Annotated in this window: 14 protein-coding genes; 11 read left to right on the forward strand and 3 right to left on the reverse strand. The window is 37.5% G+C overall.

Annotated features, from left to right (window positions below; all coding sequences use genetic code 11):
* Position 1: 1 nt before the first annotated feature.
* Both ACZZZI_RS12575 and ACZZZI_RS12580 read right to left on the reverse strand, forming a co-directional pair.
* On the reverse strand, positions 2-2,389 hold the full coding sequence (locus tag ACZZZI_RS12575) for a TonB-dependent siderophore receptor (RefSeq protein ID WP_463489603.1): 2,388 nt from the start codon (positions 2,387-2,389) through the stop codon (positions 2-4).
* Between the two features lie 264 nt (positions 2,390-2,653).
* The gene (locus tag ACZZZI_RS12580) at positions 2,654-3,364 is read right to left on the reverse strand and encodes a DUF4397 domain-containing protein (protein WP_424056530.1); all 711 of its coding nucleotides are present in this window, start codon (positions 3,362-3,364) and stop codon (positions 2,654-2,656) included.
* A gap of 503 nt (positions 3,365-3,867) precedes the next feature.
* On the opposite strand from ACZZZI_RS12580, the gene ACZZZI_RS12585 reads away from it, so the two are divergent.
* From ACZZZI_RS12585 to ACZZZI_RS12635, 11 genes are all read left to right on the forward strand, one after another.
* Positions 3,868-4,563, forward strand: coding sequence for a GNAT family N-acetyltransferase (locus ACZZZI_RS12585; protein WP_316755851.1), 696 nt, complete (start codon positions 3,868-3,870; stop codon positions 4,561-4,563).
* A complete protein-coding gene (gene argG, locus ACZZZI_RS12590; RefSeq protein WP_316755853.1) occupies positions 4,563-5,756 on the forward strand; it encodes an argininosuccinate synthase in 1,194 nt (397 codons plus the stop codon). The genes ACZZZI_RS12585 and argG overlap by 1 nt, the downstream gene beginning before the upstream one ends.
* A gap of 107 nt (positions 5,757-5,863) precedes the next feature.
* Positions 5,864-6,850, forward strand: coding sequence for an N-acetyl-gamma-glutamyl-phosphate reductase (gene argC / locus ACZZZI_RS12595; RefSeq protein WP_316755855.1), 987 nt, complete (start codon positions 5,864-5,866; stop codon positions 6,848-6,850).
* 154 nt (positions 6,851-7,004) lie between these two features.
* Positions 7,005-8,135 (forward strand): aspartate aminotransferase family protein, encoded by a 1,131-nt coding sequence (locus ACZZZI_RS12600; RefSeq protein ID WP_424056533.1) that lies wholly within the window; start codon positions 7,005-7,007, stop codon positions 8,133-8,135.
* Between the two features lie 207 nt (positions 8,136-8,342).
* Complete coding sequence (locus ACZZZI_RS12605; protein WP_463489604.1) at positions 8,343-8,567, forward strand: four helix bundle protein; 225 nt, start codon at positions 8,343-8,345, stop codon at positions 8,565-8,567.
* A gap of 105 nt (positions 8,568-8,672) precedes the next feature.
* On the forward strand, positions 8,673-9,644 hold the full coding sequence (locus ACZZZI_RS12610) for a Rossmann-fold NAD(P)-binding domain-containing protein (protein ID WP_424056535.1): 972 nt from the start codon (positions 8,673-8,675) through the stop codon (positions 9,642-9,644).
* Positions 9,645-9,727: 83 nt separating this feature from the next.
* Positions 9,728-10,558, forward strand: a complete 831-nt coding sequence (gene argB / locus ACZZZI_RS12615) for an acetylglutamate kinase (RefSeq protein WP_463489605.1) — start codon at positions 9,728-9,730, stop codon at positions 10,556-10,558.
* 376 nt (positions 10,559-10,934) lie between these two features.
* Positions 10,935-11,744: a pyrroline-5-carboxylate reductase gene (gene proC / locus ACZZZI_RS12620; protein ID WP_316755865.1), complete on the forward strand. Its 810-nt coding sequence runs from the start codon at positions 10,935-10,937 to the stop codon at positions 11,742-11,744.
* An 89-nt stretch (positions 11,745-11,833) separates the two neighbouring features.
* Positions 11,834-12,901 (forward strand): M20 family metallo-hydrolase, encoded by a 1,068-nt coding sequence (locus tag ACZZZI_RS12625; protein WP_316755867.1) that lies wholly within the window; start codon positions 11,834-11,836, stop codon positions 12,899-12,901.
* A 146-nt stretch (positions 12,902-13,047) separates the two neighbouring features.
* A complete protein-coding gene (gene argH / locus ACZZZI_RS12630; protein ID WP_463489606.1) occupies positions 13,048-14,379 on the forward strand; it encodes an argininosuccinate lyase in 1,332 nt (443 codons plus the stop codon).
* A gap of 96 nt (positions 14,380-14,475) precedes the next feature.
* Positions 14,476-15,729, forward strand: a complete 1,254-nt coding sequence (locus ACZZZI_RS12635) for a pyridoxal phosphate-dependent aminotransferase (protein ID WP_463489607.1) — start codon at positions 14,476-14,478, stop codon at positions 15,727-15,729.
* A gap of 155 nt (positions 15,730-15,884) precedes the next feature.
* Here ACZZZI_RS12635 and ACZZZI_RS12640 read toward each other — a convergent pair whose 3' ends face one another.
* Positions 15,885-16,763, reverse strand: a complete 879-nt coding sequence (locus tag ACZZZI_RS12640; protein ID WP_316755873.1) for a cupin-like domain-containing protein — start codon at positions 16,761-16,763, stop codon at positions 15,885-15,887.
* Positions 16,764-16,821: the final 58 nt, after the last annotated feature.

The raw sequence follows: 16,821 nt of genomic DNA on the forward strand, positions 1-16,821 counted from the left end.
ATTAAAATTTATATGCTACACTCACTCTATAATTTCTTGGCGCCTCTGCCTGGTAATAGTATGCGCTTAGATATTGGTAATAAGATCCGCTGAATAAATATTTATTCAAGATGTTAAAAGCATTACCTGTAATTTTAAATTTAGGACGTTCATAAAATAAACCACCGTCTAACTTAAAGTAGTTCGGTAACTTTTGTAAGCCAACGCTCCAGGTATCAGTTGCACGATCTGCTAGGTAAGTAAAACCTGCCGATATACCCGAACCTTTAAGTGCGCCATTTTGCAAAGTGTATGTTAACCATGCATTAGAAACATGTTTGGCAAAACCAGGAATTACATCACCAACATTAATGCCTGTTACGCCAGGAGTAACTTCGGTAACTTTCGAATCCGTATAAGCATAGTTTGCTATTAAAGTTAAACCATCAGTGATTTTACCTCTTAAATCAAACTCAATTCCCTGCGATCTTTTTTCGCCTAAAACTACACTAAAATTGGTTCCTGGTGTGTTTGTTGGGTCGGCAGTTAGTTCGTTTTGTTTCAAAATTCTGTAAGCTGATAAAGTGGTGTTCCATTTGCCGTCAAACCAATCTTTCTTAATACCGATTTCGTTATTTGTTCCAGTAATCGGTTCTACTTTTCCACCATTGCGGATTAAGCCACTTTGAGGTGTGAAAGCTTCGTCATAAACTGCGTAAATTGCTGTGCTTTTATCAACTGAAAAACTTAAACCAACACGTGGAGTAACTTTTTTAGCTTTATCTGGTGCGCCGCCCCAAGCCGATTGACTCACATAGGTATAACGACCAGCTAATGTTAAACGAACTCTATTATCAAAGAAACCTAATTCGTCTTGCGCATAAGCACTCAAATACTTTGAGTCCATTAAACCACCTGCATTAATTGCCCTTTGTTCTAAAGAAGTAATACGATCGAAATTTGGGTAGCCGTTCTGAGGAAAGCCGTAATTTGGATTATTCAAATCGAAAGGTGAAGAAGCTAGATCTAAATCATGTGATTGACCCCAATCTGCCATGTAATTTTTCTTTCCACCATCAAAACCGGCTAAAATACGGTGATTAATTCCACCAGTTTTTACTTGGCCATTAATAAATAGTTGTGCTAATTTCATGCTGCTTTCCGCATCCCAAATGCCAACATTTCTGATAACTGTGCTATTTGCATTAACAGCTGAAGGCCATGAACTATAGCCAACTTGATCATACTTAAAGTAAGCTGCTTGTGCTGTTAGTTTCCAGTTTTCGTCAAAATTGTGTTGTAAGTTTAGAAATAAACTTTGGTCATTTATACGTGTTGCAGGTAAGCCTGGTTGGGTCATAGTTAATTCCCTTGGATAAGTTGCATAACCGTCGGGAGAGAAAATGTAGTAAGAACCAACTTCAGTCATTTTTGCATTTTGGAAGGTGTATTCTGCGGTAATTTTGGTGTGATCTGTAATTTGATAACTTAACACAGGAGCAATGCTGTATCGATCATTTTGCTCATAAGGTCTGAAAGAACCTTTGTTTTGAACAGCTCCGTTTAATCTAAATAATAGTTTTCCATCGCTGGTTAATTTGCGGTCAAAGTCAACAGCTGTTCTGTATAAATCATAACTTCCTAAAGTGAAAGAAACTTCGCCTTTATTAAAGCCTGTAGGTTTTTTAGTTACCACATTGTACATGCCGCTCGGGTCGCCATTGCCAAGCATAAAGCCAGCAGGACCTTTTACAAATTCAATATGATCGACGAAGCTCATGTCTTCGGTTAATGGTCCCCAGAAAGATGATACCACATTGAAGCCATTTCTCATTGCCTGAATTTGAGAACCACGCATGGTAATATTAGTGTACATATCACCCCAGTGCTCTATTCGGGTAGCACCACTCACATTTCTGATTAAACCATCACTCATGCTTATGATTTGCTGGTCTTTTATAACTTGATCACTAACCGTTTGTATGTTTTGTGGGGCCTCCAAAAGCGGCTCGTTTAAACGCAGAGATGCGGAAGGTAAGCCTATTTTATATCTGTTGTTTTTGCCAGCAATAGTTACTTCCTCTAACTTCTGATCATTTTCTTGTAAAACAAAATCTACAATTTTAGTTTCGCCTTCAACTACGGTTACACTTTTCTCTGCTGAATTAATACCTACAGCAGAAGCCTTAATCGTGTAAGTGCCTGGTTTTATTCTGTGAATTGTATATCTGCCGTTATCATCCGTTGTGTTCCCATTTCCACTTCCTTTTAAACCAACTGAAATATAAGAAGCTGCCTTACCATTTGATGTAGTAACCGTACCTTTTATGGTTGAAAATTGCTGTGCGAAAGTAATTATACTAAGTGTGGAGAGAAAAAGCGTTAAGCTGAATAGTCTGATTTTATGCATCTTAAATTTATTTGGATTAATTCTAAACAGCCGCAAAATAACGGCACAATTCTTAATAATCCAAATAATTTTGAATAATTCTAAATAAGGAAAACAAGTAGTAGACTTAGTTTGATGTTATTTGCCTGTTAACCAGCATATATAAGTGATTGTTAAATTAGAAAGTTTAACATTTTGAGCGAATGTGGTCAAAATCAGATATATAATTCAGGATTATCGTTTAAGATAATCCTGAATTATTAACGTATTTAAAATTAAAAATGATTATTTGATGGTTAAAACCTGCAAATTTAAGGCACGTTCGGTATCGTTTGCTGGTGTAACCAGGCCGCCACAAATTATATCATAATGATATCCAGCTGCAAATACAGCATCTGTCTTCGTTGTTTTTACAGCGCCATTAGCGGTATCTTTTACATCAAGAGAATAGGTTCCAGCATCAACAGCTACAAAACTAGTATTGGTTTTGTAAGCTTTATTTGTTGCATAAGAAGTGGTGGTGCCCGTTTTAATTAAATCTAATGCAGGTGCATCGGGAGATAAATTAATAAAACGAATATAGGCTTTATCTGCAGAGGGTACACTCCTGTCATCGCTAATCAATAAACCATCCAACTGACCAGGTTTGTTAATCAAATAATAAGAGTAACTAGTGTTTTGGCTTAATGAAACGTCTTTGGAAAATAAACTTTCAGTATTACTACCCGATGTAAACTTTAGACTGTAAGTACCTGCTGTTCGTGAACTGTATGCTGAAGAACCAGCGAAAGGTAAAGCTGCCGCGCTAATTAGACTGCCACCCAGATAAGCATTATAGGTTGCTAAAGAAGGAGATGCATTTACTGCTCTTAAATACGCAATGGTGATGTCGGCATTATCTGTTTTTGCACAAGAACTGAAAATTGAAATGGCCATTATTATAAATAATGCGTTTAAGGATATTTTTTTTAAATTTTTAGATGTAGAAAATTTCATACTGTTTCGGCTTTGAGTTTAAATATTTATTTCCAGTAGAAACGATTGCTATGCTGCAATCGCTACAGGCATACAAATATTGTGTTTAAACAGTAATTGAAAATGTTAAATGTTGTTAAGCAGATGTTAAAGTTTTGGTAAGAGAGGCTTTATTGAAAAGTTAGGTCAGATTAGTTTAATAAATTATTATTAAAACATAAAAAAATCAGTTTAATATTGTGTAACTCAATTATTATTTAAACCTTTGCACCTCAATAGAGTTAAAGCTGTTTTAATACGCAAGAAATGATTAAACAATTTTTACATAAACTTTCAAGTTTCACAGCCCATTTGGTAGCTGGTGAGAGTTTATTTATTAATCGTTTTCAACCCGTATTCTATTATCCCCTAAGTCGGCAAAATTTTACGCCGCGTATTTAGTACACCTTACTAATACTACGAGGAATTGATCCTCTCTAAAAACCCAATTAACAAGAATACCTTAATTTTTCGTTAGAAAACGAATGAATATTAATGAATTTATAGTACAAGTCGCTATCCCAGAACACCATGTGTTTGCAGAAGAGATTGTAACCGAAATGGCTGAATCAGCAAAAGCCAGAGGTACAGGTATTGCTAAGCGTTCGCCGGAATATATTTCAGGTAAAATGCAGGAAGGCAAAGCCGTAATTGCTTTTCATAAAGATGGCACCTGGGCTGGCTTTTGCTATATCGAAACCTGGAGTCATGGTCAGTTTGTAGCCAATTCTGGGTTAATCGTTAGTCCGCAATATAGAAAAGCAGGATTAGCGCATGCGATTAAAGAAGCAGTTTTCGAACTTTCGAGAAAATTATATCCAAAGGCAAAAATATTTGGTTTAACTACAGGTTTAGCCGTAATGAAAATCAATTCTGATTTAGGTTACGAGCCTGTTACTTATTCTGAATTGACGCAAGATGAGGATTTTTGGAAAGGTTGCCAAAGCTGCGTAAACTTCGAGATTTTGAAGATGAAAGAGCGTAAAAATTGCATGTGTACCGCAATGCTTTACGATCCTGCCGAAAAGAAACACGAGGCCGCAAAGGTTTTTGCCGAAGAGTTGCAGAAGAAACCTGGATTATACGAGCGTTTTATGCGCATAAAATCTAGATTAGTGGTTAAGCCAAAATCTGGATTAAAATCAATCATAGTTTTATTTACCCTATTATTTCATAAATAATGAAGAAGAAAGTTGTTTTAGCTTTTAGCGGAGGTCTTGATACCTCATTTTGCTGTATTTATCTTGCTCAAGACCGTGGCTTAGAAGTTCACTCTGTTATTGTAAATACTGGTGGTTTTTCTGACGAAGAATTACAAGAAATAGAGAAAAGAGCCTATGCTTTAGGTGTAAAATCTCACGCTGTGGTAGATGAAACCGATAGTTATTATGATGGTTGTATTAAATACTTAATCTTCGGAAATGTATTAAAAAATGCAACTTATCCACTTTCTGTTAGTGCAGAACGCGTTAGTCAGGCAACGGCAATTGCGAATTACGTTAAAAAAATTGGTGCGGATTATGTTGCTCACGGAAGTACTGGTGCTGGTAACGACCAAGTGCGTTTTGATATGATTTTCAATATCATTATTCCTGGAGTTGAAATCATTACACCTATTAGAGATTTGAAATTATCCCGCGAAGCGGAAATAGAATATTTAGCCGAACATGGTGTTGAATATAGTGCTGAAAAAGCAAGATATTCGATTAATAAAGGCTTATGGGGAACTTCAGTAGGAGGAAAGGAAACTTTAACTTCTCACCAAACTTTACCAGAAAGCGCCTGGCCAACTCAGGTTTCGGAAACGGAATCGCGTAAAGTGGAATTAACTTTTGAAAAAGGGGAGTTAGTTGCCATTGATGGAGAAACGTTAGCACCTGTTAGAGCGATTCAGAAATTACAAGCCATCGCTCAACCTTATGGAATTGGCAGAGATATCCATGTTGGTGATACGATTATTGGTATTAAAGGTCGTGTAGGTTTCGAAGCTGCAGCACCTGTTTTAATTATTAAAGCACACCATACTTTAGAAAAACATACGTTAACGAAATGGCAGTTAAGCTGGAAAGAGCAATTATCTTCTTTCTATGGTAACTGGCTGCACGAAGGTCAATTCCATGACCCGATTATGCGGAATATTGAGGCTTTTTTAGCCGATACGCAGAAATTTGTGAGCGGTAAAGTTTTTGTTGAATTATTGCCTTATCGTTTCCAGATTATTGGTATTGAATCTAACCACGATTTAATGAGCAATAAATTTGGAAGCTATGGCGAAATGAACAACGCCTGGAGTGGCGAAGATGTTAAGGGTTTCTCCAAAATCTTCGGTAACCAGGTAATGATTTGGCATAAAGTTAATGGGGAAGAGGCTTAAAGCTGAAAGACTAGAGTAGAAATCTTGCCTTTCAAAATTGTCATCCTGAGCTTGTCGAAGGAATATAAACTAATTTTCATATCCATCTATAATTGATAGAACAGATTATGAGTAATAAAATAAAAGCAGGAATAATTGGTGGTGCAGGATATACAGGTGGCGAAATGCTACGTATTCTGATTAATCATCCAAATGTTGAAATTGCTTTCGTAAATAGCACCAGTAACGCTGGGAATCTAATTTCTGATGTGCATACTGATTTAATTGGCGATACAGATTTACGCTTTGTCAATGATATTCCACAGGATATCGATGTGCTTTTTCTTTGCGTCGGCCATGGCGATGCAAAAAAGTTTTTAGCTGCTAACCCGATTAACGATAATATAAAAATCGTCGATTTATCACAAGATTTCAGATTGGCAGCAAATGCTAGTTTTGAAGATCGTGATTTTGTTTATGGGCTTCCAGAATTAAATCGCGATAAAATTAAAACGGCAAGCAATATTGCTAACCCAGGTTGTTTTGCTACTTGCATTCAGTTGGGGTTATTTCCATTGGCTGCAAAAGGTTTAATCAATGCAGAAGTTCACATTAATGCAACTACAGGGTCAACTGGTGCAGGACAAAGTTTGGCAACAACTTCTCACTTTAGCTGGAGAAATAACAACCTTTCCATTTATAAAGCTTTCGAGCATCAACATTTAAATGAAATTGGCGAAAGCTTAGTACAATTGCAACCATCACTTTCGGAGACTTTGAGCTTTATTCCGCAACGCGGAGACTTTACGCGTGGTATTTTGGCAGCGATGTATTTAGAAAGTGACTTGACTTTGGAAGAAGCGCAAAATATTTATGAAGAATATTATAGTGCTCATCCTTTTACACATGTTAGTCGGAAAAACATCGATTTAAAACAGGTTGTAAATACAAATAAAGCGCTGGTTCATGTAGAAAAGCATGGCAATAAATTGTTTATCATCAGCATTATTGACAACCTGTTGAAAGGCGCAAGCGGACAAGCGGTTCAGAATATGAACTTAATGTTTGGCTTGGATGAAACAGCAGGCCTGCGATTGAAAGCAGCGAACTTTTAATTTAGGCTTAAAGCCGAAAGCTCAAAGTTTAAAGCATAATAGCGAAATGCTGAAGTATTAATTAAATATTTAATAGACTAAAATTAGGCTAGTAACCTGTATAAATTTGCGGGAAGCTTCATGCCTTTAGCTTTAGTCTTTAAGCTCAGAAAATATGAACTTATTCGACGTTTATCCTCTTAACGATATAGAAATTACAAAAGCATCTGGCAGCAATGTTTGGGATGCTAGCGAACAAAAATATTTAGATTTATATGGCGGTCATGCAGTGATTTCAATTGGACACACCAACCCGCATTATGTAAGTCGTTTAACAGACCAATTAAACAAAGTTGGTTTTTACTCAAATTCTGTTAAAATCCCTTTACAGGTTCAGCTTGCTGAGAAATTGGGGCAGGTTTCAGGTAAAAAAGATTTCCAGTTATTCCTAGTAAACTCTGGAGCTGAGGCAAACGAAAACGCCTTAAAACTGGCATCATTTTATAACGGAAGAAAGAAAGTAATCGCTTTCACTGGTGCTTTCCACGGAAGAACATCCTTAGCGGTTGCGGTAACCGATAATCCTAAAATTGTAGCGCCTGTTAATCAATCTGAAAATGTGATCTTTTTGCCGTTCAATAACGAAGTAGCTTTGGAAGAAACTTTTAAAGCTCAGGGCAATGAAATTTCGGCTGTAATTATTGAAGGAATCCAAGGTGTTGGTGGAATCAAAGAAGCCTCAAAAAGTTTCTTGCAAAAAATCCGTTCACTTTGTGATGAATACAATGCAGTTTATATCGCAGATTCAGTTCAGTGCGGTTATGGTAGAACGGGTTTGTTTTATTCACACGATTATTCGGGCGTTGAGGCAGATGTTTATACGATGGCAAAAGGAATGGGTAACGGATTTCCAGTAGCGGGAATTTCAATTGCTCCAAAATTTAAGCCTTGGCATGGAGAATTGGGGACTACTTTCGGTGGTAACCATTTGGCTTGCGCTGCGGCTTTAGCGGTTTTAGAGGTTATGGAAAAAGATAACTTGATGAAAAATGCTGAAGAAATCGGGAATTATCTAATTACTGAATTGAAGAGATTTGAGCAGGTAAAGGAAGTTCGTGGTCGTGGTTTGATGATTGGAATTGAATTGCCTGAAGAATTAGCGCATGTTAAAAAGCAATTATTATTTAAACATTATATTTTTACAGGCGAAGCAAAACCAAATGTTATCCGTTTATTGCCAGCCTTGAATTTAACCAAAGCACACGCTGACGAATTTTTGGCGGCTTTTGGTGAGTTGGTAAAATAGCTAAAAGACTAAAGCTGAAAGCGGATGACGATTAGCTAATATGGTGGAAAAGAATTAAATTAGTGATACCCCTATTTTCTAGTAAACATAAGTTTTAACGAAAATGAGAGATTATCAAAAATTAGAAGTTTGGGAGAAAGCACATTTAATGGTGCTATATGTTTATTCAGATATACTTCCATTATTTCCTCCATCTTAAAAATATGATTGAATAGCCAAGTCAAACGAGCCGCTTATTCTGTGCCTCTAAATATCGTTGAAGGCGCAGGTAGAAATTCTTCAATGGATTTCGTTCGGTTTTTAGATATGGCGTTAGGCTCATGTAATGAAGCCGAATATGCTTGTTTACTAGCGAAGGATTTGAGATACTTAAATGATGAAAAGTATCAAGAAATAAATAATAAAACAATGAAGTTAAGGCAATGCTCATAGGCTTGCTGAAGCGACTGAGAACATAATAAGTTAGGGATTAGGCCACGTTTTCTACATTTTGTATTAAGCTTGAAGCCTTTAGCTTTAACCTTTAAGCTTAAAAAAATGAAACTTTTCACTTCCGTACATGATGTTCCGAGCATCAAACAATTTGTAAAAGATGCGCTTGAATTAAAGGCGAATCCTTATGCGCATCAAAGTTTGGGTAAAAACAAAACCTTAGGATTGGTTTTTATGAACCCAAGTTTGCGTACCCGTTTAAGCACTCAAAAAGCTGCGCTAAACTTAGGTATGAATGTGATGGTCATGAATTTGGATAAAGAGGGTTGGGCTTTGGAAACACAGGATGGTGTAGTAATGAATGGCTCTACTGTTGAGCATATTCGTGAGGCTGCTGCGGTAATGGGTCAATATTGCGATATTTTGGGATTACGTTCTTTCCCGAAATTAAACAATCGTGAGGAAGACTACAGCGAAGATTTCTTTAACAAATTTGTAAAATATTGCGCTGTTCCTGTAGTGAGCTTGGAGAGTGCAACTCGCCACCCGCTACAAAGTTTTGCCGATATAATTACCATTCACGAAACCTGGACTAAACAACCTGATGGTAGAAAACCAAAAGTTGTTTTGGCGTGGGCACCTCACGTAAAAGCTTTGCCACAAGCGGTTCCAAATTCTTTTGCCGAATGGATGTGTAAAGCGCAAGCCGAAGGGATGATTGATTTTACCATCGCCCAACCAGAAGGTTATGAATTGGCTGATGAATTTACACCTGGTGCAGATATTCAATATAATATAGAAGAGGCTTTGGCTGGCGCTGATTATGTTTATGTTAAAAACTGGAGCAGCTACAAAGAATATGGCAAAGTTTTAACTTATCCGGATGGGTGGATGATGAATAATGAAAAGTTGAAATTCACAAACGATGCGAAAGTGATGCACTGTTTGCCCGTTAGACGTGATTTGGAATTATCATCCGAGATATTGGACGGACCGAATTCATTGGTGATACATGAAGCTGGAAATCGTTTGTGGGCCGCACAAGCGGTAATAAAATCGATGTTGGAGGAATTATAAAACAGTTACCGGTTACGGGTTCCGTGTTATAGGTCTAAGCGCCTAAACTCGCAACTCATAACTGGCAACCCATAACTCAAAGTATGAAACAACTTACAATCATAAAAATCGGCGGAAACGTAATTGATAATTCTGAAAATTTACATCAATTTTTGTTGGATTTTACGGCTTTACCTGGCGATAAAATTTTGGTTCATGGTGGCGGGAAAATCGCAACTGAATTGGGCGAAAGCTTAGGTATTCAGGCGAAAATGGTTGAAGGTCGTAGGATTACAGATATTGAAACGTTGCGGATTGTTACGATGGTTTATGCAGGGTTGATTAACAAAAACATGGTTGCTCAATTACAAGCTAAAGGTAGTAATGCCATTGGTTTAACAGGCGCCGACGGAAATATTATCAAAGCTAAAAAACGACCTATTGTTACAAAAACACATGGAACACCTCCAGGTCCATTAGCTGGAGAAGTTATAGATTATGGCTTTGTTGGCGATTTAGACGAAAATTCTGTTTCATCGACAACGTTGGATAGTTTATTAAAGGCAGGATTAACACCAGTTTTATGTGCAATTACACACGATGGAGATACGCAATTGCTAAATACTAATGCAGATACAATTGCATCGGCAGTTGCCGTAGCCATGTCGGCTTTATATGAAACCCGTTTGGTATATTGCTTCGAGAAAAAAGGTGTGCTGAAAGATGTAAATGATGATAATTCTGTTGTTAGAGAAATCAAAGCTGATGAATTTGAAGGTTTAAAAGCTGATGGAACGGTACAAGGCGGAATGATACCCAAATTGCACAATGCTTTTGAGGCGATTAAGAAAGGGGTTTCGGCGGTGTATATTGGCAAAGCCGATGAATTGGCTGAACTTGCAGCAGGTACTTTTGGTACGAAGATGAACCCTTAAATCAGCTAAAGGGGACTTGGCATAAAGGATAACCATGCTGCAATTCTTTAATCTCTACGTCATTGCGAGGTACGAAGCAATCTTAAAACTGTAGCTATTAATATAGTGCATTAGGATTGCTTCGTAATTTGCAATGACGGATGTGAATTAAACCTGATAGGAGCGGAAATACTTTTTTTAGCACCAACGTGAATAAGCTGTTATGCTGAGGTACTAAGCATCTGATTACTAAGTTGCAGATGCTTAGTACCTCAGTATGACAATGAGTTTAAAAAAGATTGAAGTGAATAGCAGGACTGACATTAATTGAAAAACTGCAATTGCTTTTCAAAAATATAAAAATCAGTAAGTAACTGAACCAAATAAAACGAACCACATGAAAAAAATAGCCATAATTGGTAGCGGAAATATCGGTTTGTCTTTAGCGAAAGGCCTGGTAAAAGCCGATTTTGCAAAAGCTGAAGACATTACGCTTACCCGTAGAAATATCGATCATTTAAAACCTTTCGCGGAGGCTGGTTTTGTGGTGAGTAACGATAATAAACATGCCGTATCAAATGCTGATGTTGTGATTCTTGCTGTTTTGCCGCAACAATTAAATACGGTTTTGGATGAAATTAACTCATCTATAGTTTCGGCTAAACACTTGGTTATTTCGGTGATTTCTGGTGTTAGTTGTGCTGCGGTTCGCGAAAAATTGGGCGACGATGTGGAAGTGATTCGCGTAATGCCGAACACGGCAATCGCTATTGGGCAATCGATGACTTGTATGGCGAGCGATAATGCATCGGCAGAAAATATTGATAATGTGACCAAAATGTTTGAAACGGTTGGTTCGGTTGTGAAGATAAACGAAGATTTAATGACTTCGGCTACGGCACTTTGTGCATGTGGAATTGCATTCTTTTTGAGGGCAATCAGAGCGGCATCGCAAGGTGGTGTGGAAATTGGTTTTCATGCTGATGAAGCGCTTAAAATGGCTGTACAAACGGCAAAAGGAGCGGCCGACTTGCTTTTATTACATGGCACACACCCAGAATCAGAAATAGATAAGGTAACTTCGCCGAAAGGTTGTACCATTGCAGGTTTAAACGAAATGGAACACAACGGCTTTAGCTCATCATTAATAAAAGGTATTAAATTATCGGCACTAAAAGCAGGAAATTTGTACACAAAGGAAAGCTAAAAGCAGAAAGAAATAAAGCTTAAAGCAGATGAAAAGTGCAGGATTGAGATACGATTTGTCTTGATACTTGATACTAACTACTCGATACTATGTTGTTAGAAAATATACAAAAGGAAAGTCTGGATTTATTGCGACAGTTAATTCGCATCCAGTCGTTTAGTAAAGAAGAAGACAGAACGGCAAATTTAATTGCTCAGTTTTTAGAAGAACGCGGTGTTAAAATCTATCGCAAAATGAACAATGTTTGGGCTTACAACAAGCATTTCGATGCAAGTAAACCTACGGTATTGTTGAATTCGCATCATGATACGGTTAAACCAAACTCTGGTTATACCCGCGACCCTTACGATGCTGCCATTGAGGGCGATAAATTATTTGGATTGGGTAGTAACGATGCTGGCGGTTGTTTGGTTTCGCTGATTGGTACGTTTTTGTATTATTACGAACAAGAAAATTTAAAATATAATATCTGTTTGGCCGCAACAGCGGAAGAGGAAATCTCTGGAAATAATGGCTTGGAATTAGTTCTGCCAGATTTGGGAGAATTAGAATTCGGAATTGTTGGGGAGCCAACAGAAATGCATTTAGCTATTGCAGAACGTGGATTGTTGGTAATCGATTGCGTGTCTCATGGTAAAGCTGGTCACGCGGCTAGGGAAGAGGGTGAAAACGCAATTTACAAAGCGCTAAAAGATATTGAGTGGTTCAGGAATTATCAGTTCCCTAAAGTGTCGGAAGTTTTCGGTCCGCTGAAAATGACAGTGACGATTATTAACGCAGGTTCGCAGCATAACGTGGTGCCTGCAAATTGCACTTTTACGGTTGATGTTCGGGTTACCGATGCTTACACAAACGAAGAGGTGTTGGAAATTATTCGGGCAAATGTAGATTGCGATGTAACGCCGCGTTCTATCCGTTTAAAGCCATCATCAATTGATAAAAACCATCCAGTGGTTCAGGCTGGTGTTGCGTTAGGTAAAACAACTTATGGTTCACCAACCACTTCAGACCAAGCTTTATTGGATATTCCATCGGTAAAATGTGGGCCAGGTTTTTCTGGTCGCTCACATATGGCTGATGAGTTTTTATACGTTCGTGAGGTTGCTGAAGGCGTTGAGGGCTATGTGAATATGTTGAAACCAGTAATACAAGGTTGAGGGTTTTAAGGTTTAGGGTAAAGGGCTTGGGTGTCTAACTTAAATAATCCTTGTGAAAAACTCGGTGCACTTCGTGGTAAAATAATAGAATAGCTTGGTACACTTTGCGAAAAACTTAGTGCCCTTTGCGGTTAAAAAAAGTAAAAATGAAAATCTGGCAAAAAAATATAGATGTAAATAAATTCGTGGAAACCTTTACCGTTGGTAAAGACCGCGAATTGGATTTGCAAATGGCAAAGTTTGATGTTTTGGGTTCATTGGCTCATACACAAATGTTGGAAAGTATTAATCTGCTTACTGCTGAAGAATTAAAAACTGTTCAGCAGGAGCTAAAAAATATTTACGCTGAAATTGAGGCTGGAAATTTTACCATTGAGGATACAGTTGAGGATGTTCACTCTCAGGTAGAATGGTTGTTAACGCAACGTATTGGCGAGGCAGGTAAAAAAATCCATAGTGGACGCTCACGTAACGATCAGGTTTTGGTTGATTTGAAATTATTCTTCAGAGCTTGTATTGAAGATATGGTTAACCAAACTTCAACCTTATTTAACTTATTGATTGAGCTGAGCAACACGCACAAAGATAAATTGATGCCAGGTTACACCCATTTGCAAATCGCAATGCCATCATCTTTTGGTTTATGGTTTGGTGCCTATGCCGAAAGCCTTGCCGATGATATGGAATTGATGCTTGCTGCCTGGAAAATTACCAATAAAAATCCATTGGGTTCTGCTGCAGGCTATGGTTCTTCATTTCCATTAAATAGAACTTTAACCACAAATTTATTGGGTTTTGAAAGTTTAAATTATAATGTGGTTTATGCACAAATGGGTCGTGGTAAAACCGAAAGAATTTTGGCTCAGGCGATGAGTGCTGTTGCGGCAACTTTAGCTAAAATGGCGATGGATGTATGTTTGTTCATCAACCAGAATTTTAGCTTTATCAGTTTTCCACCTGAATTAACAACAGGTTCGAGCATCATGCCACATAAAAAGAATCCGGATGTTTTTGAGTTGATTCGCTCACGTTGTAATAAAATTCAGGCTTTGCCGAATGAAATCGCGATGATGATTACCAATCTTCCATCAGGTTACCACCGCGATTTGCAGTTGTTGAAAGAGAATCTTTTTCCTGCCATTACTTCGCTGAATGAGTGTCTTGAAATTGCGACTTTCATGTTCCAGAACATCAGCATAAAGGATGATATTTTAAAAGACAAGAAATACGATTATTTATTTAGCGTTGAAGTTGTTAATGATTTAGCTTTGCAAGGTGTTCCTTTTAGAGAGGCCTATAAAATAGTTGGCGAACAAATAGAAAATGGTACTTTTGCACCATCGAGCCAAATAAATCATACACACGAAGGAAGCATCGGCAACCTTTGTAATGAGCAAATTTCTGCGTCAATGCAGGCTGTTTTGTCTCAATTCGGTTTCGATAAAGTGAATAAAGCAATAGAGGATTTGGTTAAATAAGCCGTCATTGCAGAGACTGAAGTTTATACAAATGCTAAAATATTAAGATTGCTTCGTGCCTCGCAATGACGCACAAGGCGATAAAAAGTAATAAATATGAAGGTATCAAAGTTAGCCAGTGCTTTAATTGGCTCAGAAATTATAAAAATTGGTAACGAAGTTAACGACATGAAGCGCAAAGGCGCATCAATCGCTAACTTAACTATCGGCGATTTCGATTCGAACATCTATCCAATTCCAACCGAATTAAAAGCTGGAATTGTAGATGCTTACAACGCTAATCAAACCAATTATCCGCCAGCTGATGGTGTTTTGCAGTTAAGAGAAACTGTTTCAGAATTATTAAAAGATAGATTTGGTTTAGATTACAATACCAATAGCATATTAGTGTCTGGTGGTTCACGTCCGCTGATTTATGCCGCATATTTGGCCGTTGTAGATCCTGGAGATACTGTAGTTTTTCCAGCACCATCCTGGAATAACAACCACTATTGCCACTTAACTTCAGCGAAATCAATTGCCGTAGAAACGGATGCAGCACATAACTTTATGCCAACTGCAGCGCAATTAAAACCTCATTTAAAAGGTGCAACTATGTTGGCTTTGTGTTCGCCATTGAACCCAACAGGAACCATGTTTGATGCGGAATCTTTAGCTGAAATTTGCGACGTTATTTTAGAAGAAAATGCATCACGTGGAGCGGATGAAAAGCCGTTGTATTTAATGTACGATCAGATCTATTCGCTTTTAACTTTTGGTAAAGAGCACGTAAATCCAGTTTCATTGCGCCCAGAGATGCGTGAGTTTACCATTTTTGTTGATGGTACTTCGAAATGCCTGGCAGCAACTGGTGTACGTGTGGGTTGGGGTTTTGGTCCTGAAGATATTGTAAACAGAATGAAGGCTTTGGTTGGTCACATGGGCGCTTGGGCACCGAAAGCCGAACAAGTTGCGATGTCAAATTATTTTAACGACAAAGCACAGGTTGATACTTTCTTAACCAGTTTTAAAGCTCAAATTCAGGATAGCTTAAATGCACTTTACAACGGTTTTAACGAACTGAAAAACGAAGGCTTTAATGTTGATGCCGTGGAGCCAATGGGTGCAATTTATTTGACTATTAAAATTGATTATATAGGGAAAACAACTGAAGATGGTCAGCTTTTAAAAGACAGTGCAGATGTGAATTTCTATCTGATTAAAGAAGCTGGAGCAGCATTAGTTCCTTTCTCTGCTTTTGGAAACGAACACAGCATGCCTTGGTTCAGAGCATCGGTTGGTGCTTGTACTTTGCAAGATATTAAAGATATGTTACCGCGAATTAAAACTGCACTTAGCAAGTTGAAATAAATTTTCAAGTTAATATAAAAATAGGCTGCTTTTGAATTAAAAGCAGCCTATTTTGTTTAATGATTGGATAATGCACGTTTTCAATAAAAAAAAATATAATCCTGATTACAAAAAAAGCGGGGTATCGTACTTGATACTCCGCTTTTTTTGTTTTATTAAGGTTTGCCTTTTGCTAAAGCGCTCTCCGCAATTTTTACTGCTCTTTTCTCTCTCCAGTGTGCGTATTTTTCTTTGAAAGTCATTTTAATTAAACTATCAATTGCGCCGTGAGTAAATAAACTCCATACACTAGCAACTTTTCGTGTTATCGATTGGTCCCAAGCACGTAAGCTCAATGAAAACGAACCATCAAGATATTTCATCCAATGCCACATACCTGTTGGCATAAATAAAGTATCGCCATGTTCTAAGAAAACTTCATAACCCTCAACACCATTTAACGCAGGAAATTTCTTGAAGTCTGGATTAGCAACATCGTAATCTTCTAAAGCATAAGTTGCGTTTGGTAAACAATATAAACGGTCTTTCCATTTATTATCGAAAAGAACAATGTGTTTACGGCCGCCGAAATGCGTATGGAAAATATGAGGTAAATCGATGTCGTAATGTAAAAAGGTTACTGAATTTGAGCCACCAAAAAACATAGCTGGCATACTTTCGATAAAGCCACCCATTAAATCTTTTGGAATTTTTACATCGTTGATTAAGCTTGGCACCTTTTTAAATAAATTGAAGAAAAAAATCCTTAATTCAGTTGGCTCACGCTTGATTAAATCCAGATAATCACCAAATTTCATGTGTGCTGTTGCAGCATTAATTGGCTTCGATGGATCTGCTTTAGAGTTATCGTATAATGGCACTTCTAAATCGCCACCAATCTCTTTTAGGTATTCAGTAGTCCATTTTTCTCTTGCAGGCCAATCTTTGGTAAGGCCTCTAATTACTAACGGACGTTTTGTTTTCAGATAATTTTTCTTGAAATCCTCAGGAGTAATGCTCTCAACGATATCAACGGGTTTTAAAATGAAACTCATGCGCTTAAAATCGGTTATTTGTGCCGAACAACAAATGTGTAAATTTTATTTTACAATA

It is taken from the genome of Pedobacter sp. AC190 (assembly GCF_979258025.1).

What these genes read in the sequence shown, in the direction of transcription:
- ACZZZI_RS12575 (WP_463489603.1), bottom strand. Translation starts at nt 2,389, where the DNA reads ATGCATAAAATCAGACTATTCAGCTTAACGCTTTTTCTCTCCACACTT.
- ACZZZI_RS12580 (WP_424056530.1), bottom strand. Translation starts at nt 3,364, where the DNA reads ATGAAATTTTCTACATCTAAAAATTTAAAAAAAATATCCTTAAACGCA.
- ACZZZI_RS12585 (WP_316755851.1), top strand. Translation starts at nt 3,868, where the DNA reads ATGAATATTAATGAATTTATAGTACAAGTCGCTATCCCAGAACACCAT.
- argG (WP_316755853.1), top strand. Translation starts at nt 4,563, where the DNA reads ATGAAGAAGAAAGTTGTTTTAGCTTTTAGCGGAGGTCTTGATACCTCA.
- argC (WP_316755855.1), top strand. Translation starts at nt 5,864, where the DNA reads ATGAGTAATAAAATAAAAGCAGGAATAATTGGTGGTGCAGGATATACA.
- ACZZZI_RS12600 (WP_424056533.1), top strand. Translation starts at nt 7,005, where the DNA reads ATGAACTTATTCGACGTTTATCCTCTTAACGATATAGAAATTACAAAA.
- ACZZZI_RS12610 (WP_424056535.1), top strand. Translation starts at nt 8,673, where the DNA reads ATGAAACTTTTCACTTCCGTACATGATGTTCCGAGCATCAAACAATTT.
- argB (WP_463489605.1), top strand. Translation starts at nt 9,728, where the DNA reads ATGAAACAACTTACAATCATAAAAATCGGCGGAAACGTAATTGATAAT.
- proC (WP_316755865.1), top strand. Translation starts at nt 10,935, where the DNA reads ATGAAAAAAATAGCCATAATTGGTAGCGGAAATATCGGTTTGTCTTTA.
- ACZZZI_RS12625 (WP_316755867.1), top strand. Translation starts at nt 11,834, where the DNA reads ATGTTGTTAGAAAATATACAAAAGGAAAGTCTGGATTTATTGCGACAG.
- argH (WP_463489606.1), top strand. Translation starts at nt 13,048, where the DNA reads ATGAAAATCTGGCAAAAAAATATAGATGTAAATAAATTCGTGGAAACC.
- ACZZZI_RS12635 (WP_463489607.1), top strand. Translation starts at nt 14,476, where the DNA reads ATGAAGGTATCAAAGTTAGCCAGTGCTTTAATTGGCTCAGAAATTATA.
- ACZZZI_RS12640 (WP_316755873.1), bottom strand. Translation starts at nt 16,763, where the DNA reads ATGAGTTTCATTTTAAAACCCGTTGATATCGTTGAGAGCATTACTCCT.